The sequence below is a fragment of the Rhodocytophaga rosea genome, from assembly GCF_010119975.1.
Taxonomy (GTDB): Bacteria; Bacteroidota; Bacteroidia; order Cytophagales; family 172606-1; genus Rhodocytophaga; species Rhodocytophaga rosea.
Genome location: NZ_CP048222.1, coordinates 2,779,644 through 2,801,172, shown reverse-complemented (window position 1 = coordinate 2,801,172; position 21,529 = coordinate 2,779,644). Strand labels below are relative to the sequence as shown.

Genomic DNA, 21,529 nt, shown 5'->3' with positions numbered 1-21,529 from the left:
GTGGTTCAAATAATTATTGGATCTGGTAAAGATCATAGTGTTGGTTTTCTTGGAGAGTTACTATGGCTAACATTATTCCCTGGTTATCAGCTAAAAACAAGCTATTGGTGGTATGGGCCACTTTTCGACCTTGATAGCCTATGGCCTCTCCGCCCCTTTTGGCTAAAGTATGACTCCCATTCATAGCCAATCTTACAGAATGTGTGAGCTTCATTGTGGGCAGGAAAGATCCAGGAAAGTGTGGCGACTAGCCAGCAAATTAATCTGTGTTTTCTGCCAACCGCCTAGTTTGGTCCAACGGTTGAAGTGGAAATACTAACTGACCACAGCCTTCAGGCTGGATCAATATTGCCAGCTCAATTTATCATGAGAAACAAATTGACGAATCGGCAACTAAGACTATTGATACCCTGTTTTCAATCGATGCAGAATCAACTGTAGAATTTGATCAACCGGCATCCGGCTCGAAAAGCCTCGTTTACCTAAGATTAAATGAGGCAAAATCCATTGTGATGGCATATATTTGTTTAAGATTTACATGGTAAGAAGGCTTTTGTAATGTCGTAACTCAAAGTTTTTCTTTCTTATGGAAATCGTTTATTTATTTTCCAAAAGCCTTAACAGCTTTCTTATTTTGTTAGCCATCAAAAAAGAAAACAGAAAAGAAGGCATTTTTGCTCATTTGGACTTACTATCTTTTTTTCTCCAGTCAAAGCTAGCAGGTTCACTATGAACTTATCTATTCAAGAATACACGCAGATTAAACTATGCGAAAGCACTAACCAGTATAAGTTGGGCATATACTATGGTGTAGCAGTAATTTTAAAGAACATATCCTGATGGCAAAAAAGACGATAATTTTACTGGGTTTTATCTTACTAAAATTCTTCCTGCAGTATGTGTTACTAAGCCCTGAATACGACCTGCAAAGAGATGAATATCTGCACCTTGATCAGGCAAATCATTTAGCCTGGGGATATTTATCGGTTCCGCCTGTTACTTCCTGGATTTCGTACCTGATCCAGCTGCTGGGTAATTCAGTCTTTTGGGTGAAGTTTTTTCCGGCACTTTTCGGAGCATTAACAATCCTGGTGGTTTGGAAAACGATTGAAGCATTACAGGGGAATTTATTCGCACTTATATTAGGTGCTACCTGCATCCTGTTTTCAGTGCTGTTAAGACTGAATACCCTCTATCAGCCCAATTCATTAGATGTCTTATCCTGGACAGCTTTTTATTTCGTAGCCATCCAATATATCCAGTCAGAGAAACAGAAATGGATATATATTGGAGCAATCGTATTTGCTATTGGATTTTTAAATAAATATAACGTTGTGTTTTTAATTATAGGACTGTTGCCAGCTATTCTACTAACACCCCATCGTAACATACTAGGCAGAAAAGCATTCTATATAGCGGCTTTTCTAGGACTGTTGCTAGTGCTTCCCAATCTGCTCTGGCAATACCAAAATAACTTTCCTGTCATACATCATCTGAATGAACTATCAGAAACGCAACTGGTTCATGTGGACCCCTGGGTGTTCTTACGGTCACAATTGCTCTTTTTCGCAGGCTCTCTGTTAGTGATTGCAGCAGGCTTATATGGACTTTTGTTCTATTCGCCCCTTCAGAAATACCAGCTTTTCTTCTGGGCCTTCTTCTCTACCCTGATCGTCTTTATGTATTTTAAAGCCAAAGATTATTATGTGATTGGCTTGTACCCCATTTATATTGCATTTGGCTCAGTATTTCTTGCCCATTTGTTAAAAGAAGGCTGGAAGCGTTTTTTGCAGCCAGTAGTTATACTAATCCCTGTATTGTTTTTTATATTTATGTACAACTGGGCTTTTCCCAATAAGAGTCCTGCATACATAGTAGAACATCAACAGCAATATAAGAAACTGGGTTTACTTCGTTGGGAAGACGGGAAAGACCACCCTTTACCTCAGGATTTTGCGGATATGCTTGGCTGGAAAGAATTAGCCTATAAAGTGGACAGCCTTTATTCTACACTACCGGAAGCAGGAAAAACGCTTGTTCTGTGTGATAATTACGGACAGGCCGGAGCCATTAATTATTACACTCAGAAAGGAATTAAAGCGGTATCCTTTAATGCAGATTATGTGGAGTGGTTTATCCTTGACCAACCCTACACAAACCTGATCAGGATAAAAAATTATACGGAGAAGGAAAACGAATTAGGCCAAACCAGCCCTTATTTTCATACTTCTGTGATGGCAGACTCCATAAGCAATCCATATGCCCGCGAATATGGAACGACCCTATTTGTTTTTACAGGCGCTAAGGTTAATATCAATGACAGGATAAAAATGGAAATAGAAAACGAAAAAAACCATCGCTAATAAAGCCTCCTGTTCCTATGGAAGATTATTGGCTTGACACATGAAATGACCAGTATAGCCAAGGCGAATATGCATATGGAAGTCTGTAACAGATTAAAGCAATAATAGAAAATCCTTAAATCAGCCTGCTTATAGTTGGAACCATAAGGTAAGCTAATAGAACCGTCCTGTAAGAAGCCAGAACAGTTATGTCAGCAGGCAGAACAAGAGGGCTATATGACAAAGCGATAATGTACATCACCAGAACAAGAGCGCTATCTGACAATGTGGCTGGGTAACTCTCCACAACAGGATTGTACCGCTTCATTTCCACAGGTAAATACCGCATTGTGTTTATCCCTGGTGGTTTCCCTTATACCCTTTCATTTCAGAAAATAGCGCATTTTATCTATTTTTAAGGCTCATTGCCCCCACGGGATGTTGTTTTTCATTCCCAAACAGTTCGCAGATTGGGTGATTTTGCAGAAAAAGGCATTATCCATTTGGTATACATATAAAAAAACAATACATTTTACTTTAACTGAACTAGATGCATATGAAAACAACCCGAACCCCTATTACCTTGTGGAAAATACCAAAACTCCTGTTGGCGCTATGCCTGATATGGCTGATCAGTCTGTCGTCGTGTATGAAAAATACCACCCAGGCACCCTCTACCAAACCAGACATTACTTTCCAGGTGCCGGTAGACTATTATAAATTAGACAACGGACTTAAAGTAATACTGTCCAGAGATACTACCAGCCCTACCGTAGTGGTCGCAGTGTATTATAACATTGGATTCCGGATCGAACCCAAGGATAGAACCGGCTTTGCACACCTGTTTGAACACATGATGTTCCAGGGCTCTCAGAACCTGGGCAAAATGGAGTTTATCCGGCTGGTACAGCGCAATGGAGGCGTATTAAATGGTTCTACCCGTTTCGACTTTACCAATTATTTTGAAATCCTTCCGGCACACAAACTCGAAACCGCGCTATGGGCAGAAGCCGACCGGATGAAAGGGCTTGCCATTACCCAGGATAACCTGACCAATCAACAGGGGGTCGTGAAAAGTGAGGTAAGGGTGAATGTGCTGAATCAGCCTTATGGTGGTTTTCCCTGGCTGGATATGCCCCAATATGCCAACCAGAACTGGTTTAATGCCCACAATTTCTATGGCGATCTGGCCGACCTGGATGCAGCAACCCTGGAAGATGTACAGCAGTTTTTTAAAACCTATTATTCCCCAAACAATGCGGCCTTGGCCATTGTAGGTGATTTTAAACCGGAAGAAGCTAAAGCCCTGGTGCAGAAATATTTCGCCGGATTAAAGCCTGCTACTTTGCCTGCCCAGCCCGATATTTCTGAGCCCAGGCAGGAAAAAGAAAAACGTTCGGTGAAAAAAGATTCCCTGGCCAATAAACCTGCTCTTGCTTTTGCCTATCACATGCCTAAACGGAATACTCCCGAATTTTATGCCATGGGATTGATAGATCAGATTTTGATGCAAGGAAACGATAGCAAATTATACCAGGCCCTGGTGCAAAAGAAAGGATATACCGGTTCGGTTTCCGGAGGTATCAATTACCTGGGAAATATGTTTAACTACAACGGACCTATGATCTGGATGGGCGATCTGATCTATGATAGCAATGTACCAGCCGACTCAATTTTAGCTGTACTGGATAGCGAAATTGCCGCTTTAGATAAGAATGGCATCGACCAGGCATCCATTGATAGGGCACTGGTAAAAATACGGTCTTCTCTATATGATAACTTAACCGGAACGTATGGCTTCGGACGGGCAGATCTGCTGGCTTGTTTCGCACTGTTTGACGACAATCCGGCCAGAATTAATGAACTGGAAGCAGAATTTAAGAAAGTAACCCCTGATGTGATCAAAAAAACGGTTAGCGAATACCTGCGTCCGACAAACCGTACCATTTTAACCGTTGATCCGCTGGCTCCGGCTGAAAGCAAATAGTTTTACACTATAAGATATCCAATAATTAAGACATTACTCATGAAACGAATTTATTATATACTCTATGGCTTGCTGTGTCTGTTTATCACTACCAACCTGCAGGCGCAAAAAGAAACACCTCCACCTGGTGGAAAACCCAAAGATTTTAAACTTCCGGCAAAAAAAGTAACCACCCTGGATAATGGCTTGAAAGCTTCGCTCGTACCTTATGGAGCAGTTCCCAAAGTAACGGTGAGTTTACAAATACAAACCGGCAATGTGCACGAAAAGGCTGACGAAGTATGGTTAGCTGACCTTACCGGTAACTTGATGAAGGAAGGGACTACTTCGCAAAATGCACAGGCTATTTCAGAAGCGGCTGCCAGAATGGGCGGCGATGTGAATATTTTTGTTGGTCCGGCTTCTACGACCATCAGCGGTTCGGTGCTGGCCGAGTATGCGCCGGATTTAATTAAGCTCATGGCCGATATTGTGCAACATCCGGCTTTTCCGGCTTCTGAAGTAGACAGGCTGAAAAATGACCTGCAACGCCAGTTAAAAATTCAGCAGTCGCAGCCACAATCACAGGCACAGGCAAAATTCGCTGCCATGATGTATCCGGATCATCCGTATGGCCGTTTTTTCCCTACTGAGGATATGATCAAAAGTTATGATCTGGCGAAAATTAAATCGTTTTACGAGCAGAATTTTGGTGCCCAGCGTTCCAGGTTATATGTAGTCGGCAAGTTTGATGAAAATGCAGTCAACAAAGCCATCAAAGAATCATTAACCGGCTGGACAAAAGGGCCCGAACGCAATATTCCGGTTCCTAAACCTGCCAGTAAACAGGAAGTAACTACAATAGACCGGCCCAATGCACCACAATCGACTATTATTATAGGCTTGCCGGTAATCGATCCTTCCAATCCGGATTATCTGGCCCTTTCTCTCACCAACGACTTACTGGGCGGTTCTTTTGGCTCCCGGATTACCAGTAATATCCGCGAAAACAAAGGCTATACGTATTCTCCCTCCAGTTCAGTTGCCAGCCGCTACCGTAGTGCTACCTGGGCAGAGCAGGCAGATGTAACTACCGAACATACAGAGGCTTCTTTAAAAGAGATTTTCTATGAGATCAACAAGCTTCAGGCAGAAGCTCCCGGCAAAGAAGAACTGGAAGGTATAAAGAATTATAAAGCCGGTATTTTCGTATTGCAGAACTCTTCTCATAATGGCATTATCAATCAGCTTTCCTTTCTCGATCTGCATGGCCTGGATGAAAGCTATCTGACCAATTATGTAAAGAATATTTATGCCATTACGCCTGAAAAAGTACAGGAAATTGCCCAAAAATACATCCGGGAAGAAGATATGACTCTGGTTGTGGTGGGAGACAGAAAAAAGGTGGATAGCCAGATTAAAAGTTTTACCTCAGAAGTTAATAAAGCACAAAGCACGAAATAGTATTGAGTATTGAGTACAAAGTATTAAGACCGTAATAACTCATTTTCAATGATTGGTATATTACAGCCAGTTGTTATTTCCAGGTTAGTAAAGTGATTTGTTATCTTAATCCTTTGTACTTAAATCTATTGTCTGAGCATTTGCATAAAAGCGGTAAGTTCCATCAACCAGGCCACACCTAAGTGAATGGCAACTCCTCCCCAAATATTGCGGCTATACAAAGCAACAATTCCCAGAATATACCCTCCGAATACGGAGCCAATGGTTTCTCCCAGCGGTTTTCCAAAATGCAAAAAAGCATAGGTAACCACCATAGGCAGTATAGCATCTTTGCCCAGAATATGTACCATGCCAATTACCAGAAACCCCCGGAACAGTAGTTCTGTTGCAATAAAATCAAGGCCGTAGGCGAGTTCAAAGAAAAGGGCAGTAGCCCATTCAGGTACGTGTAAAAACTCATCCGCACCAGAATCTTTGTAAGAAGGATAACTATCCAGAAAATCTGGCTGAAAGGAAGCCCAGGTAATAAGCGGCAGCATAATCAGCAGCATCCAGGCATACGGTTTCAAGTCGGATGCTTTAGCAGATAATCCGTAAAATCCATTCTGCTGGGTGTCTTTGTACTTGTAAAATAAAAATAAAGGCAGAAAAACAGTAAGCAGACTATTCAGATTACTTAAACACCTGAATGCATAATCGCTTAATTCTGCCGGGAAATCACCTTCATGGGTATAGGTATAATGGTAATGAAATCCGCCATCGAAAGACATAATCACTATTGCGACCAGACTATACAGCCAGAAAAGTGTATTGGTCAGCATCTGTGTATTTCGTTTGATCAATGACATAATCAGCACAGTGCTATAATAGGCAAAGGCATAAAATAAAAAATACCATACGAACCGGATCTCTTGCCCATAATAAGCATCAATGATGCTGTCTTCGAAGTCGTAGATATAATTAAACGTGATGGTAATCGCCAGGAGGCTGGCGACTGCCAGATAGAGTATTAGATTAAAATCAGAACGTATGTGGGTGGTTAAGTAAGTAATGATTTTCTTCATGCAGGAACAGTGATTGAGTGACTGAGTGAATATAATTTATTCTGTGGAGTTTCACTGCGAATAAATGACTCAGACCAAGATAATTCTGTTTTTCACTCAATCACATATTCACCCAATCACTCTTTTGTGGCATCCCAGGATTGTAAATATTGGTAGACTAAATGAACCGGTAAACCCATCACATTAAAATAAGATCCTACGATTTTCTCTACGCCAATCATTCCCATCCATTCCTGTGCGCCATAGGCACCAGCTTTGTCAAAAGGGCGGTAATAAGTTACATAGAATTTGATTTCTTCTGCGGAAAGGCTCTTAAAATACACTTCTGTACGGTCGGAAAAGGTAAAGGTTTTATCACGGGAAAACAGGCAAACCCCGGTAATCACTTCATGCATTCTGCCAGATAGCTGGCTAAGCATCTGAGTCGCTTCCTGCTCATCGGCCGGTTTATTGAGGATTTGGCCATCGATTATTACTACCGTATCTGCCGCTATAATTAATTCATCTTTGATTTCTTCTTTAAAAGCCAGCGCCTTTTTCCGGGCAAGATAGACTGGTACATCAGCCACCGGCATAGCGGATGGAAAATCTTCAGGTACATTTTTGGTTTGCACCGAAAACACAAATCCGGCACTGATGAGTAATTGTTGCCTTCGGGGAGAATTTGAGGCCAATACAAGCTGATGAGCTAGGTTCATTAAGTTTGAGATAGTATTATCAGTAATGCTCTTTATCTTATTTCTGACAATGTAACGTTAGAATTAACAGACTTTTCTTTCAGATCTTCTGTATACATGTTTGCTCTTTATAATTTAAATGGGATGTTTACTTAAATCTTTATCAGAATTGAAAAATAAATAAAATCCTTTACAAATCCCTAATTTAGCAGTAAGCCAAGTAAAATTATATAAGTTGCCCGCTCTGAAAGTAATGGTTAAATTATCCAACTTAACTATATGATCCTTATGTCGCTGAAACCATTCTATAACTATAGAGACGAATAGTAAGCGATACAATTACGGACTACCAATGAATTATTACCAGATGAGAAGTTTACTTATTTCTTAATTTATAATTCGTACCAGGTAATTTTATAAGCATTTGCAGCTTGGGAAGAGAAAAGCTTTTATGCAGAATATTTATCTTTCCTAATATGCTCTATAATTTTATATTCGTATAAGAAAACAATATTGTAAAGATTCATATCAATATGCAAAAAGTTAATTCAAACTCAAGAAGGCATTTTTTAACCACCTCTCTTTTAGGGACTGCAGCCATAAGCTTACTCCCTGGTGCTTCTTTTACCTCATTTGCTGCCAGTGATCAGATCCGGCTTGGAGTGATAGGTTTAGGCCGCAGATCGATCTCCTTAATCAATAACTTCCTCAAAGTACCAGGTGTGCAACTGGTTGCAGGCAGTGATGTCTATGGAATTAAACGGCAGCGTTTTGAATCAAAAGTCAATGAGTATTATACACAGGCAAAGCAAAGAGTAAAGGTAAAAACCTATGAAAACTACCATGAACTGCTTTCAAGAAAAGATATTGATGCGGTGGTAATTGCTTCTCCTGACCATTGGCATGCCCTGATGGCGATAGATGCCTGTAAAGCAGGTAAGGATATTTACCTGGAAAAGCCACTGACCTTTACTATTAAAGAAGGGCAACAGCTGGTAAAAGCTGTACGGGAATACAAACGAATACTGGCTGTTGGCAGCCAGCAGCGTAGCCAGCCAGGATTTAAACATGCGGTAAACATGGTGCAGGAAGGCAAAATCGGTAAGATTGAGCGGGTAAATGCCTTTACCGGTGCGGCTCCTCCCAAACCGTATGACCTGCCGGAAGAAACGGTACCCAAAGATCTTAACTGGGATATGTGGCTGGGGCCAAGTCCATATGTACATTATAATAGTCAGTTGAATCCGCCTGTTTCGCTTAACCCACCTGAAAATGAGAAGATATGGGGCGCCTGGCGCTGGTATAAAGAACTGGGAGGAGGGCTTACCACTGACTGGGGCGCTCATATGTTCGATATTGCCCAATGGGCCTTAAATAAAGACAACAGCGGACCTGTAGAAATCATCCCTCCCGGATACCAGGATTATGACTATTTAACTTTCCGCTATGAAGATGGCATTGTAATGACTGACCGGGCATGGGATGAAAAAAAATCCAGAGGGGTTAAGTTCTGGGTACAGATGGATGGATAGAAGTAACCCGTGATTTTTTTAGGTCTTCTGACCCTGCACTGGCCTTAGAAAATGTAAAAGATCAAACTGGTATGAGCCATGAAACAAATTTTATTGAATCTATGCGTTCCCGGAAAGATCCGCAGGTACCAGTAGAGGTAGGCCACCACAGTAATACCGTTTGTATATTAGGTAATATTGCTTTTGAGCTGAAACGCCCGGTAAAGTGGAATCCACAAACACAATCTTTTATTAATGATGGCGAAGCAGCCAGCCATTTGCACCGGCCTTACCGGGATGGCTATTCGTTAACTTAACTCCTATAAATAATACGACTTACCAAGGTTTTATGACTCAGGCAAATGGAGGACATTTAACAGAAGAAGTGTATTTAAGAAAGCAAGCTATGATTTACTATAAAAGATTTGCTGATACCTTTTAATGCAGGGCAAAAGCCATAATATACCCACCAGGGTTATCTTTGTCTCCGGCGACTGAGAGTGCAATATATTGTTTGTTATTACTCATATACGTACAGGCGGTCGCATTTGCAACAGCCGGAAGCGGAATCTCCCACAATTTTTTTCCTGTATCCTTATCAAATGCCCGGAGCTTTTTATCTCTGGTACCGCCAATAAATACAAGTCCGCCGGCAGTAACAATGGGTCCGGCCGAACCTTCAGAGCCAGTTTCAGGAGCGTCTTTTGCCTGTAATTCCGGATGGTTGCCTACCGGTATCTGCCATACATATTCTCCGGTGTTCAGGTTAATCGCATGAAGTGTTCCCCAGGGTGGTTTTATACCAGGGCGGCCTTCTGAATCTCTGAAATACCCATAGGCTGTTAAATTCAGATAGATAGCAGCAGTATCTGTTTTTGGGCTCTCCTCTGCCGTTACTTTTTGGGCGGCTTTATTTCTCTGGATTTCCAGTAACTCAGCTTGTTTCCGGGATAATTTAGGTTGTTCCTCAAACAAAAAAGCAAGTATAGCTTTTTCCTGACCTTTGATCACACCAGCAAAGGCAGGCATTTTTCCACCTCCTTGTTTGATTTTATTCAAAGCAGATTCTTTTGTCATGCGGTTTTTGAGCCCAATCAGGGAAGGATATACCGGTTCATCGCCATTTCTATCTTTTCCGTGGCAACTGGAGCAGTAATTCATGTAGAGTGTTTTTCCCTGGCTATGTACCGTTTGTGAAGCTGCATTGGCTTCTGGTTCAATTTTTTGTAACAGGTCGATCTCCGGTGAGTCATTTGATTTTACATATAGAATACCTGTTGCAGGATCAAAAGCACCTCCGCCCCAGCTGGAACCACCCCTGGTTCCAGGCAGCATTAAGGTGCCTTTTGTGTCAGGAGGTGTAAACAATCCTTCATACCGGAAGGAATTAAATCTTTTCAGCAAGGAATCGTGAGCCGCTGGTGAGAAATCAGACAAATCATCTTTGGTCATCCACTGGCGGGCATAGGGTTTGGGCTTTAGCGGAAAGGGCTGGGTAGGCCAGGCTTCTTCTCCGGGTATGTGCGAAGGAGGTACTTTGCGTTCCTCTATGGGAAATAATGATTCTCCGGTTTCGCGGTTGAATACAAAGAGAAATCCGCTCTTGGTGGTCTGCGCTACGGCATCTATTGTTTTCCCATCTTTTTCTACAGTTACTAAATTGGGAGGCGCAGGCAGATCATAGTCCCACAAATCATGGTGAACAGTTTGAAAATACCAGATCAGTTTGCCTGTTTTTGCATTTAGCGCTACCACACAATTGCCATATAAGTTTTTGCCTTTCCGGTCGGCGCCGTAAAAATCATACGAAGGTGACCCCAGTGCCAAAAATACCATGCCCCGATTCTGATCCAGACTCATCCCTGCCCAGTCATTTACCCCACCTGCATATTTGTAGGCGTCTTTTGGCCATGTTTCATAACCTGGTTCTCCCGGTAGTGGAATTGTATGGAAGGTCCATTCCAGTTTACCGGTGATAATATTATATGCCCGTATCCAGCCAGGCTGTGCCCCATACAATTCTGATACTTCCGCCCCTAGGATCAACAAGTCCTGATACACGATGCCTGGAGAAGTAGGAATCACGGATATGGTAGTAGGGTCATCTCTAAGGCCAACATTCATGCTCACTTTACCTTCTTTTCCGAAAGTAGAAATGAGTTTTCCGGTTCTGGCATCCACAGCAAACAAGTTATCTCCTGCTGTAAATAAAATCCGTTTATCGTTCTCCTTCTCCCAGTAGGTAACACCCCGATTTACACCCCCTCCTTCCCCTCCGTCAAAAGGATCGAAAGACCATATTTTCTCACCATTACTCGCATTGATCGCATATGCCCGGTGCCTGGCAGACGTAGCATACATTACTCCATCTATAATAATGGGATTACATTCACTGCTTCCAAACCGTGCATTTTCCAGCGCATCTTTCATCGGGAAGGTCCATGCCAGCTGTAGCTGATGCACATTCTCTTTATTGACCTGAGTGAGTGGTGAATAACTGCTGCTTTCTGCGTCGGCTTTATATACTTTCCAGGTGCGGTTTACATTGTACTCTGACTGCCGGTTGCAGGCAGTATGCAAAAGAACTATAAAAAGAAAAAATGGAAAGGTCGTTTTTATGTATGGATAAATAATCAAGAATGTTTTGATTCGGGACATAGTTTACTTGAGCTATCAAATAGCATAAGTGAGTTGTAGAGACAATACCTTTTACTGCCAGAAACAATACGGTTTACCTGTTTTGGGGTAAAGGCTTTTCCAATGCTTAGAGGCTAATATAAATATTATTTTGGTAAATCAATTCCAGCTTAGGAGCAAACCTGATATGTTTTTCAATTTCATACGGAAAAAGCTTAAGCCTTGTATTTCCTCATAAGTATTTGCCGGGACTTGCCAAGCAAATTGGATTTCATCTTGCCATCAGAAAATAACATTTTAGGCTGTTTACCTGGTTTTTTCGTTGCAAATATGAGTTTTGCACGGGAATCAACTGCCGAAAAGTAAATATGAGACTTATCTGGATTAGAGCCATTCCGGCTGGATAGCCTGAAAGAATGGATGAGGTGTTTTAGCTATTCGAAGGGTAAAAGTATCCCATAACTTATGGCTACCTGTTTGTATAGGGGGAGATCACATACTCAGAAAAGCCAACTGACGTGCTAACACCGCAGGTAGGCTATAAAACTGCATCATGACAATGATATAGTAATAATGGGGCATAAATATATAATCCCTTGCAGATTAGATAAATGTATTCCTGCTAGGGAAGCATTTTATTATGAAGCATTACTATCAATCGGTAATTATATAAATGACCTTTTAACTCGAGAGGCTTTTTCTATGAGCATTTTTGATTGGTATCAGATAAGTATCAGATTCTTCTTTGAAGCGATCGATTTGCTGTTTGGCCTGCTCAACCGTTTTTCTGCTCTGGGCAATAATAGCTTTAGCCTTTGCTATCTGCTTCCGGACCTTCAAAAATAACTCGTCTTTGGTTTGGTTGGATATTGTATCCATAGTGGTAAAGGTGAAAAAATATACGATTACTATTCTCAGAATAAAAAAATCTGCCAGGAGGCAGTAGCAAGACCACAATAAAAGCGCATGGGTCCACCTGAAGCGTAATACCTATATAAAAATAATGTAAAAAATAATTGTAATCATACAAAAGCTCTCCTTTTCGATGAATCCCAAATTTAGGAGCATAAAAAAGATAAATCATCCAATAAAAAGGGCTTTTGCAGGTAAAAAGTCTTTAATATAAGAGATAAGTGATGAGGCAATAAAGTTTAAGTAGTATTGGTTATCCGCCTTCATTCTAGTAGAAAGATATTATTTCAGTTGAATGACTGCCTGACTTATAAAGGCGAAAAATCATTATTTGTCATGAATAACTTGCTAAACGGCTGTGGAGATTCAAACACCCATAAGTCGCCAATGAATATTTTCTCCTTTGTGTGTTTAATTAATTGTAAAGGCTTCCTTGCTTGTCATTATCAACTGGTTTCTTTGATGAATCTAAAATCACATTTATTAGCCCCGTTTGCAATGGTGCCTGTTCTAATGAGCTTAAGGCCTGCCAGGCCAGAAGTGATTTCGTCCACCTCACAAAGGATGGAAGCATACTTGCTGTAGGAATGCTTTTGAAAAAGTTTACAAATGCCACATTCCAAAATGTCGACCCCATACCCCAATCCGAATGTTTCTTCTTTCGCTGTAATAATATTTGCAATAAACCCTTCCGGATTATCATTTTTACTTACTTTTTTACCAAGCTTTTGTATGAGTTGTTGTGCAAGCCAGGTATGAATCAGCGTTGGAATAAGTTTTTTAATATATGCCTGTAATTTGTTTGTAGGCCTTACATATTCCGTTACTACTTCTAAACACACTTGCCTGATCATTTCAAAATTCTCATTCCGCTGGTCAAGCGTTTTGATCAGGGCTAAAAAATAAGAACAGAAATCAAGCCGCCTATCTATCGGATTTTTTGAACGCAAAGCAAATCTTGTGTCTTTGCTTACCTCCATATAATGCCCAAATACTTCTTGTTGAATTTTGGAAGCATTGGCAGGATAGTATTTTTCTATTGTATTATTGAAAATTCCGGAATATGATGGAACGGTAGCGGTTGTAAAAAATCTTTTACCGAGCTGTTTAAAAAGAATGAGGCCAATGGATGGAATGAGTAAAAAATACCAGTTATTCCAATGTCCATTATTATACAAGCAGGCACCTATAGTAGGTATAGTTACCCATTTAATAGGTATATACAGCGCTCCCACCCAAACCGCTTTGTTAATAGTATTCATTTTCTTTACTGATTGTGATTATATATTGGCTCGTACTTACCTTGCTATTAAGAAGCTATTTGATTAATTCTTGCCTGCGCCTTTCATAGGTAGGATTTGAAAAAATGTAATCTATCTTAGGTTAAGAAAGACCTTTCTCGTTGGGTAACTCAATAATAAACGTACTCCCAACGCCTAGTTGAGATTGTATAACTATGTTTCCTTTTAGTGTGTTAACCGCTTCCTTTACGATATATAGCCCTAAGCCAGAACCTACACCCTGGTCGGTGGCACGGTAAAACATATCAAAGATTTTCGCCTGATTTTCCTGGGCTATTCCTCGTCCATTATCCTCTAGTTCAATCACTGCTTTGGCTTGCTCTACCTTTATGTAAATACGTATCCAGCAGGGCTTGTTTGCAGTGGACCGGTACTTAATGGCATTGGATAAGATATTATTAAAAATAATACTGAGACGAAATACATCACTATTAAAAGGTATGTTTTGGTGGATCTCGATTTGTTTCTCAAGGTCAGCAAATCCTTCCTGGTAGTGTAAGGCTTCCAGGGCTTCCTCAAGTAAAGCAGCAAAGTCAATCGGCTGGCTCACCACCTGGGTGCGGGCATTTTTAGAATAGTTAATAATGCTCTGAATAAAAGTATCCAGTTTTTGCACACTTTTTTCCATTAAACCCAGGTACATTACCTTACTTGTCTCGTCTCTCTCCGTTTTGCTGATGTTAATCAAGCCTAAAATAGAAGTAAGAGGTGCTCTCAGATCATGCGAAGCCCGGTACACAAAGTTATCTAGTTCGGCATTGATTTTTTGGAGTGCCTTATTCTGACTCTCTAATTGATTTTTTTCAGCCTCCACTGAATTAACCCGCCATCCGTAAAGGCCTATGGCGCCTAACAGCAACCCAGTAATAGTTACCAGTCTAAACCACCAGGTTTGCCAGAAAGGAGGGGTAATGGTTATTTTGATGGAAGTACCCTGCTCATTCCATAACCCGTCATTGTTAGAAGCTTTCACCCGGAAATAGTAAGTGCCAGCATTCAGATTTGTGTAGGTTGCCGATCGCTTATTGCCAATATAATTCCAGTCGGTGTCAAAATTCTCCATCTTATAGGCGTACTGGTTTTTCTCCGGCGAAGTATAGTTGGGGGCTGCAAACTCGAAGGAGAATACAGTTTGCTTATAGGATAAGGTGATTTCCTGAGTTTGATCAATTGACTTCTGAAGCAAATTATCTTTGCCTCCAATGTTTACTTCTTTGTTAAAGACCTGAAATCCGGTGATGTATACCGGAGGAATAACCGGATTGTCTTTGATGCTATCGGGATTAAATACTGTAAAGCCATCGGGACTTCCAAAATAGAGTTCTCCAGTGCGGCTTTTCAGCGAAGCATGAGTGAATTCATTTCCAACTAACCCGTCTGCTACTGAATAATTTTTGAAAGATTGTTTCCGAGGATTAAATTGGCTGATTCCGTTATTGGTGCTTATCCAGAGCAGGCCATGATTGTCTTCCTGTATTGCATTAATCGTATTGCCTGGTAATCCATTCTTTTGTTGATATACTTTAAAACGGCCTTTACTGGGGTCAAACAAATTTAAGCCATTTCCCGTAGCAATCCATAAGTTACCTTTGCTGTCTTCAAAAATTGAATAAACGTAATCATTACTCAAACTATTCGGGTCATTGGGCTGGGAAGAGTATCTGGTGAATTGATTTTTATCGGGATCGAAATAATTTAAGCCTCCTCCGGAAGTACCTATCCATATTTTGTTCTGGCTATCCATAAACAAACAAAGGATGTAGTTATTGCTTACACTGGTGCGATCAGCCGGATTATAACTGAAGTTCGCAAATTGGTTTGTACGCTTATTAAAGCGATCCAAACCTGCCCCATTTGTCCCGATCCACAGGTTGCCTTGTTTGTCTTCACAGAATGTGAGAGGATAGTTAGAACTAAGACCATGCGCATCACCCGGATTATGCCGGTAGTGAGTAAATACTTTGCCGTTGTCGCTGATACGGGTAACTCCGCTGCCCCATGCCCCCACCCATATATTCTCTTCCCGGTCAATGTGAATATCGGTTATAAAATTGCTGCCCACACTGTTAGAATTGTTCCGGTCATGTGTATAGTGAAGGAAAGTTTTTGATTGAGGATTAAAAATATTCAACCCTCCGCCATCTGTAGTTAGCCAGATATGGCCTCTTTTATCTTCGGCAAATGCAAATATAAAATTGTGAGACAGGCTATTTTTACCCAGGGGATTGTATTGATAATAGGAGAACTGTTTGCGGTGCTGGTCATAGAAATTAATTCCGCCGCTGTAGGTGCCTACCCACATATTCTGTTGTTTATCCCGGTAAATAGAATAGACAGAGGCGTTGTTAAGCCCATTGGAAGTATAGCGATCCGGCAGGTAGCGGTAAAAAAGACGCTGGCCCGGATCGAAAATGTTGAGGCCACCATTGTCAGTCCCAATCCATACTCTGCCTTGCAGATCCTCTTCCATACTAATCACCATGTTATTGATCAGGGAATGATTATTATCAGGCTCATGGATATAATGGGTAAAGGTATCCTGCACTTCATTCCTTACATTTACACCGCCACTCTGGGTACCGATCCACAGGTTTCCTTTGCTGTCTTCAAAGAGGCACAGGATAAAGTTGCTACTTAAACTGTTAGGTTGAGCAGGGTTGTGCTGGTGATGAATAAATTCATTTTTATCGCGGTCAAAACGATCCAAACCACCCTTAAAAGTTCCTATCCACAGGTTTCCTTTCCGGTCTTCCAATACATCGCCCACTTCGTCGTTAATCAGGCTTTTGTTATCGCCTGCCCGATGATGGTATTGGATAAAGGTATTATCTTTTTTATTAAATTTATTTAGTCCATGCCGGGTACCCACCCATAACGTGCCTTGTGCGTCTTCAAACAAACACCTGATTACATTACTGCTAATGCTAGTAGGCTTCCCTGGATCATGCTGATAATGTATAAAAGAATTAGTCTTGCGATCAAATTTATTTAATCCTCCATCATAAGTAGCAATCCAGATATTGCCTTCCCGGTCTTCGAGCATATCCACAATGTGGCTACTGCTGATACTGGTCGAGTCAGAAGGATCATTGCGGTAAATGGTAAATTTGTATCCGTCATACTTATTAAGGCCATCCCAGGTGCCAAACCACATAAAACCCTGCTTATCCTGAAGAATTGTATTTACCCGGCTTTGGGAAAGTCCCTCCTTGGTGGTAATATGTTTAAACGTAAGGTCTACACTTTGCGCCTGTCCACTATGTGCAATGGTTAAACATTGCCAGACTAAAATGAAAACAAAAAATAAGTATCCAGACAAAAAGTGATGAGTATAAACAAGCCGGCTGAACATAAGGAGATGTAACCTCAGGGTATGCCAGAGGAGATAAAATGGAACTTTTATTTGAAAAATATCAAGTCTGGAATCAGGGTAAACTGAGAGAGTTAGATCCGCTTGAACATATAAATATACTCATCTGCAAAGATAAATAGCATACTTCTTTAGAAATTGTTAGTATCACATCATTATCCTTGCATAAACACCATTTTTCTGTTTTTCACTATAAATATATTTTACTATTAACTTTCCTATCTATTCCTGCTTTTTAATTATTGACACCTTTAGTATTTTTACCTATTCTATTAGGAGAGAGTAGTACTATTTGATAAGGTAATGAGGGCAAAAAACTACTTATTTTTTTCTGTCATTTTGTATGTGACAACGATAGCCATTATTGCTTGCAACAGAGAGAAAGCGCAGTCGGCTGATGAAGTGGATACAGCAGAAGCCATTCTGGAAGAGGTAAGTGCTTTACCGGAAACCTTTATTTCTCCGGAAGATAACCCGGCTACTCCCCAAAAAATTGAATTAGGCAGATTGCTTTTCTACGATCCTATCTTATCAGGTGCAAAAGATGTGGCCTGTGCTTCCTGCCATCATCCGGAGTATGGCTATGCCGAAAGCCAGGAAGTATCCATTGGCGTAAATGGCATAGGTCTGGGAGAAATGCGCACATTTAAGCAACCCAATACCATCCCTTTTGGCCGGCGTAATGCCCATACTATTCTGAATACCGCTTTTAACGGAATAGATCCCGAAGGGAACTATGATCCCCAAAAGGCACCTATGTTCTGGGATCTGCGGGTGGAAAGCCTGGAAAACCAATCGCTGGAGCCTATCAAAAACCTGGAAGAAATGCGTGGACATTCCTTTCAAGCCGAGGTAACACTGGATACGGTAGTAAACCGGCTTCGCAGCATTCCAGCCTACAAACAATTATTTAGCGAAGTATTTACTGATACCGAAGCCATTACAGCCATCAATATCAGCAAAGCATTGGCTGCTTTTGAGCGTTCGCTGCTGGCTAACAATTCCCGTTTTGACCAGTATATGCGGGGAGATGAAGCAGTTTTATCTTCCCTGGAAAAAGAAGGGTTTACGGCATTTCTCAAATCAGGGTGTGCCACATGCCATAACGGCCCTATGTTTTCTGACTTTAAACTGCATGTATTAGGAGTAGTTGATAATGAGAAGGTAAAAGTATCTGATGCCGGTGCCAATAATACCTATGCTTTCCGCACACCCACCTTGCGTAACTTGCGTTATACTGACCCTTATATGCACAGTGGTAAGCTGAAAACACTCAGGCAAGTACTGGAGTTTTACGAAGATATGGCCGGCAAAGAGCCACCAAATCCCCATGTCACCCGTGAACAGTTAGATCCGCTGGCAAAAAAAATGAGGCTCAGATTTAAAGATATGCAAGCCATTGAAGCTTTCCTTAATTCACTGAATGATGATACATTTGACCGCAAAATTCCTGACAGTGTACCTAGTGGCTTAAAAGTGGGTGGGAATATTGACTAAGCTTTTTAGAGAAATCCGGCAAGCAGTTTACTCAAATTTGCAGCAAATAATTTCATACCTATATCTTGCAGGAAAATAAGATATATACCGTCTTATATTTTGCTTTTAAATATTTTCACAACCCCTGATTATGGAAGAAAAATTATCAAAAGAAACTTTATGTATACATGCCGGCAGTGAATTAATACCTCATTCACAAAGTGTAGTTACACCTGTCTATCCGGCTTCGTCCTATAAGTACAGAGAAACCACAGAAAATACCTATCCCAGATATTTTAATACCATCAACCAGAAAGTGATTGTCGAAAAACTTTGTGCCTTAGAAGGTGCGCAGGATGGTATTCTGTTTAGTTCAGGGATGGCTGCGATCAGTACTACTTTGTTTGCGCTCTTACAACAAGGCGACCATGTAGTATTCTGTAAGGGTTTATATGGCGGCACCTATCACCTGGTTACCAGTGAGTTTGAGAAAAGGGGGATTCAGTTCAGTTTTGCTGCGGATCATTCCACAGAGGCGTTCTCAGCAATACTTACTCCTCACACCAAAGTAATTTACATAGAAACGCCTTCTAATCCCTTATTAGAAATTTTAGATATACAGGCTATCAGCCAGCTGGCTAAAAAGAAGGCCATCATTACCGTTATTGACAATACATTTGCCAGCCCGATTAACCAGAATCCTATCAGCCTGGGTTTTGATGTAGTGATTCACAGTGGAACAAAATACCTGGGAGGGCACAGTGACTTATGTTTTGGGGCAGTGGTTACTTCTTCTGTCTTAAAAGAGCGTATTTATGCACTTGCCGTTAATTATGGAGGAAGTATAAATGCCCTGGATTGCTACCTGATCGAAAGAAGCTTAAAAACCCTGGCTGTCCGTGTAGAAAAGCATAACGAAAATGCAATGATTCTTGCCAGTTTCCTGCAGGAACTGCCTGAAGTAAAGAATGTATATTATCCCGGATTAAAGAGCCATCCCGGACATGAAATTGCCAGTGCACAAATGCACGGGTTTGGAGGGATGCTCTCTTTTGAACTGGCTACAAATAGTTTAACTCAGGTAGACCTGTTTCTGGATAAGCTCCGGTTTATACAGCCTGCTATGAGTTTGGGAGGCGTAGAAAGCCTTATTTGTTCGCCTGCTACCACTTCACACGCCACCTTATCCCAACAAGAACGGCAGGAAATAGGTATTAGTGATGGCCTACTCCGGTTTTCAGTAGGGATTGAAAATAGCCAGGATCTTATAAAGGATTTAAAATCTGCCTTTAGAAGTTTGTCTGTGCTAGCCCATGTGAGATAATAAGGTATTTTCGAGTATAATAGCTTGAGAATTGATAGAGATTAATTTGCAATTGCAAAAAAACAATTGTATATTAGCAATAAAATAAACAACCTATGACATTTGTAAGCACAGATTTAGAAAAAGTGAGTGGCTGGGATGAAATATGTTTTCCTGTAGAAACAGTAAAACTTTCATCACTGCTATCAGAAGAGTATGAACTGCTTGCTTCAGACAGACAAATGGCTGTTGTAGGGGAGACTGGTGTAAGGCACAAAAGTATTTTTGCATTACAGAGTAAGGATTATAGTCTGATTCCAAATCAACTGATCCGTTCGGTTATTGATGAATGTATGCAGGATTACTCGCTGGATATTCGCTATACAACTCAAGGAGAATTTAGCATTACCATTATCTTACCTGACAGGGTGAATATGGGTTCAGAACAATTATATAAATCATTGATTATCAATAATTCATACAATGGCAAAACTCCCTTTACTATTCAGGGAACTTCTATCCGGATGCGTACAGAAAAAAGTATACGGGTAAGTTATTACCGAAAACTCTGCAGCAATGGGCTTATGGGCTGGGTAGACGACTTTATGAACATGGAAGATTATCTGAACTGGCTGGCAGCCGGCCAGCCTAAAAAGTATACAGATAGCATTCAGCACCGCACTACCATTGAAGAAAAAGAGTATTCAGAAAAAGACAAATTACTCCAGAAGAGGGTTTCTCATAAAGGTTTGAAAACAGAGTGGTTTAGGGAATACCTGACCAGAGAACTGCAAAATTTTCTGAATCAGCCCAGTTCGCTTACGGCACAAGTATACAAACGTCTGGAAGATAAGCCTGTTATAGAAAATATAGGCCAGATTATTGAAGATACGCAATTGCCAAAAATGCTGGCCAGACAGGCAATGGATCGTCTGCGTAAAGAGGAGAAAATATTAGGAGTGAAGCCGAACCTATGGTTAATCTATAATGCCATTAATTATGCTTTGTTTAATAGCCGGAGTTCGCTTACAATCAATGACCGATATAAACTGGATGAATCTACTCTCCATCAATTAAGTACTCAAACGATTGAGCTATAAAAATTAACTACATATTAGAAACGGGTAAAATGAAACGTAATTATTTTTTTGTATCGGTGTATTACACAGTAGGTAAGGAATCTGGCATGGAATCCTTTTTTATGAAAAGTCCGCTTAGCTTTCCTTCCAGGGAATCTATTATTGACTGGGCTCAGGATGTTTACCCTCAGTTACAGGAGGCGCATATTACGCCCGTTTGTATCCAGCCGGTAACTGATCAACAGATATTTGATTACAACAGCAGTTTGGCAGAGAATGGCAAGTATCATTAAAAGGATAAACTATAAGGAGGTAATGTAGATGAGCGCCTGAACATAAGGATTGGGCATGCTTATACATTTTTTGGCATACAGAAGACTTTGCAGGAAGAAGGATAGATACAATTTTAATAGGCTTACGGTTAATT

At 40.8% G+C, this 21,529-nt stretch carries 15 protein-coding genes; 9 read left to right on the top strand and 6 right to left on the bottom strand.

Translation table 11 applies throughout. From position 1 onward, the window contains the following. The first annotated feature begins 839 nt into the window (after window positions 1-839). The 3 genes from GXP67_RS11700 (at window position 840) to GXP67_RS11690 (ending at window position 5,772) form a co-directional block, all read left to right on the top strand. The gene (locus tag GXP67_RS11700; protein ID WP_162443292.1) at window positions 840-2,363 is read left to right on the top strand and encodes a glycosyltransferase family 39 protein; all 1,524 of its coding nucleotides are present in this window, start codon (window positions 840-842) and stop codon (window positions 2,361-2,363) included. A gap of 535 nt (window positions 2,364-2,898) precedes the next feature. Beyond that, the gene (locus GXP67_RS11695; RefSeq protein WP_232065160.1) at window positions 2,899-4,329 is read left to right on the top strand and encodes a M16 family metallopeptidase; all 1,431 of its coding nucleotides are present in this window, start codon (window positions 2,899-2,901) and stop codon (window positions 4,327-4,329) included. Window positions 4,330-4,368: 39 nt separating this feature from the next. Further along, window positions 4,369-5,772: a M16 family metallopeptidase gene (locus tag GXP67_RS11690; protein WP_162443291.1), complete on the top strand. Its 1,404-nt coding sequence runs from the start codon at window positions 4,369-4,371 to the stop codon at window positions 5,770-5,772. Between the two features lie 125 nt (window positions 5,773-5,897). On the opposite strand, the gene GXP67_RS11685 is transcribed toward GXP67_RS11690, so the two are convergent. Both GXP67_RS11685 and GXP67_RS11680 read right to left on the bottom strand, forming a co-directional pair. Further along, window positions 5,898-6,836 carry a CPBP family intramembrane glutamic endopeptidase gene (locus GXP67_RS11685; RefSeq protein WP_162443290.1) on the bottom strand — a complete coding sequence of 313 codons (939 nt, stop codon included), beginning with the start codon at window positions 6,834-6,836 and terminating at the stop codon, window positions 5,898-5,900. Between the two features lie 116 nt (window positions 6,837-6,952). Next, the gene (locus GXP67_RS11680; RefSeq protein WP_162443289.1) at window positions 6,953-7,534 is read right to left on the bottom strand and encodes a Maf family nucleotide pyrophosphatase; all 582 of its coding nucleotides are present in this window, start codon (window positions 7,532-7,534) and stop codon (window positions 6,953-6,955) included. Window positions 7,535-8,046: 512 nt separating this feature from the next. On the opposite strand from GXP67_RS11680, the gene GXP67_RS11675 reads away from it, so the two are divergent. Together GXP67_RS11675 and GXP67_RS37795 are read left to right on the top strand one after the other, a co-directional pair. Further along, a complete protein-coding gene (locus GXP67_RS11675; protein ID WP_262890490.1) occupies window positions 8,047-9,045 on the top strand; it encodes a Gfo/Idh/MocA family protein in 999 nt (332 codons plus the stop codon). 71 nt (window positions 9,046-9,116) lie between these two features. After that, entirely contained in the window at window positions 9,117-9,341 is a 225-nt protein-coding gene (locus tag GXP67_RS37795) for a hypothetical protein (RefSeq protein ID WP_262890489.1), read from the top strand. 121 nt (window positions 9,342-9,462) lie between these two features. Here GXP67_RS37795 and GXP67_RS11670 read toward each other — a convergent pair whose 3' ends face one another. The 4 genes from GXP67_RS11670 to GXP67_RS11655 form a co-directional block, all read right to left on the bottom strand. Then, window positions 9,463-11,604, bottom strand: a complete 2,142-nt coding sequence (locus GXP67_RS11670; RefSeq protein ID WP_232065158.1) for a BamB-related PQQ repeat family beta-propellar protein — start codon at window positions 11,602-11,604, stop codon at window positions 9,463-9,465. Between the two features lie 738 nt (window positions 11,605-12,342). Then, entirely contained in the window at window positions 12,343-12,540 is a 198-nt protein-coding gene (locus tag GXP67_RS11665; protein WP_162443287.1) for a hypothetical protein, read from the bottom strand. Between the two features lie 479 nt (window positions 12,541-13,019). Next, a complete protein-coding gene (locus tag GXP67_RS11660) occupies window positions 13,020-13,835 on the bottom strand; it encodes an L-2-amino-thiazoline-4-carboxylic acid hydrolase (protein ID WP_162443286.1) in 816 nt (271 codons plus the stop codon). Window positions 13,836-13,956: 121 nt separating this feature from the next. Beyond that, window positions 13,957-17,193 carry a ligand-binding sensor domain-containing protein gene (locus tag GXP67_RS11655; protein ID WP_162443285.1) on the bottom strand — a complete coding sequence of 1,079 codons (3,237 nt, stop codon included), beginning with the start codon at window positions 17,191-17,193 and terminating at the stop codon, window positions 13,957-13,959. Between the two features lie 396 nt (window positions 17,194-17,589). On the opposite strand from GXP67_RS11655, the gene GXP67_RS11650 reads away from it, so the two are divergent. The 4 genes from GXP67_RS11650 (at window position 17,590) to GXP67_RS11635 (ending at window position 21,395) form a co-directional block, all read left to right on the top strand. Beyond that, window positions 17,590-18,741, top strand: a complete 1,152-nt coding sequence (locus GXP67_RS11650) for a cytochrome-c peroxidase (RefSeq protein ID WP_232065156.1) — start codon at window positions 17,590-17,592, stop codon at window positions 18,739-18,741. Between the two features lie 130 nt (window positions 18,742-18,871). After that, window positions 18,872-20,044: a trans-sulfuration enzyme family protein gene (locus tag GXP67_RS11645; protein ID WP_162443283.1), complete on the top strand. Its 1,173-nt coding sequence runs from the start codon at window positions 18,872-18,874 to the stop codon at window positions 20,042-20,044. Between the two features lie 95 nt (window positions 20,045-20,139). Beyond that, window positions 20,140-21,123, top strand: coding sequence for a hypothetical protein (locus GXP67_RS11640; protein WP_162443282.1), 984 nt, complete (start codon window positions 20,140-20,142; stop codon window positions 21,121-21,123). Window positions 21,124-21,152: 29 nt separating this feature from the next. Further along, window positions 21,153-21,395, top strand: a complete 243-nt coding sequence (locus GXP67_RS11635) for a hypothetical protein (RefSeq protein WP_162443281.1) — start codon at window positions 21,153-21,155, stop codon at window positions 21,393-21,395. Window positions 21,396-21,529: the final 134 nt, after the last annotated feature.

What these genes read in the sequence shown, in the direction of transcription:
- GXP67_RS11700 (WP_162443292.1), top strand. Translation starts at nt 840, where the DNA reads ATGGCAAAAAAGACGATAATTTTACTGGGTTTTATCTTACTAAAATTC.
- GXP67_RS11695 (WP_232065160.1), top strand. Translation starts at nt 2,899, where the DNA reads ATGAAAACAACCCGAACCCCTATTACCTTGTGGAAAATACCAAAACTC.
- GXP67_RS11690 (WP_162443291.1), top strand. Translation starts at nt 4,369, where the DNA reads ATGAAACGAATTTATTATATACTCTATGGCTTGCTGTGTCTGTTTATC.
- GXP67_RS11685 (WP_162443290.1), bottom strand. Translation starts at nt 6,836, where the DNA reads ATGAAGAAAATCATTACTTACTTAACCACCCACATACGTTCTGATTTT.
- GXP67_RS11680 (WP_162443289.1), bottom strand. Translation starts at nt 7,534, where the DNA reads ATGAACCTAGCTCATCAGCTTGTATTGGCCTCAAATTCTCCCCGAAGG.
- GXP67_RS11675 (WP_262890490.1), top strand. Translation starts at nt 8,047, where the DNA reads ATGCAAAAAGTTAATTCAAACTCAAGAAGGCATTTTTTAACCACCTCT.
- GXP67_RS37795 (WP_262890489.1), top strand. Translation starts at nt 9,117, where the DNA reads ATGAGCCATGAAACAAATTTTATTGAATCTATGCGTTCCCGGAAAGAT.
- GXP67_RS11665 (WP_162443287.1), bottom strand. Translation starts at nt 12,540, where the DNA reads ATGGATACAATATCCAACCAAACCAAAGACGAGTTATTTTTGAAGGTC.
- GXP67_RS11660 (WP_162443286.1), bottom strand. Translation starts at nt 13,835, where the DNA reads ATGAATACTATTAACAAAGCGGTTTGGGTGGGAGCGCTGTATATACCT.
- GXP67_RS11645 (WP_162443283.1), top strand. Translation starts at nt 18,872, where the DNA reads ATGGAAGAAAAATTATCAAAAGAAACTTTATGTATACATGCCGGCAGT.
- GXP67_RS11640 (WP_162443282.1), top strand. Translation starts at nt 20,140, where the DNA reads ATGACATTTGTAAGCACAGATTTAGAAAAAGTGAGTGGCTGGGATGAA.
- GXP67_RS11635 (WP_162443281.1), top strand. Translation starts at nt 21,153, where the DNA reads ATGAAACGTAATTATTTTTTTGTATCGGTGTATTACACAGTAGGTAAG.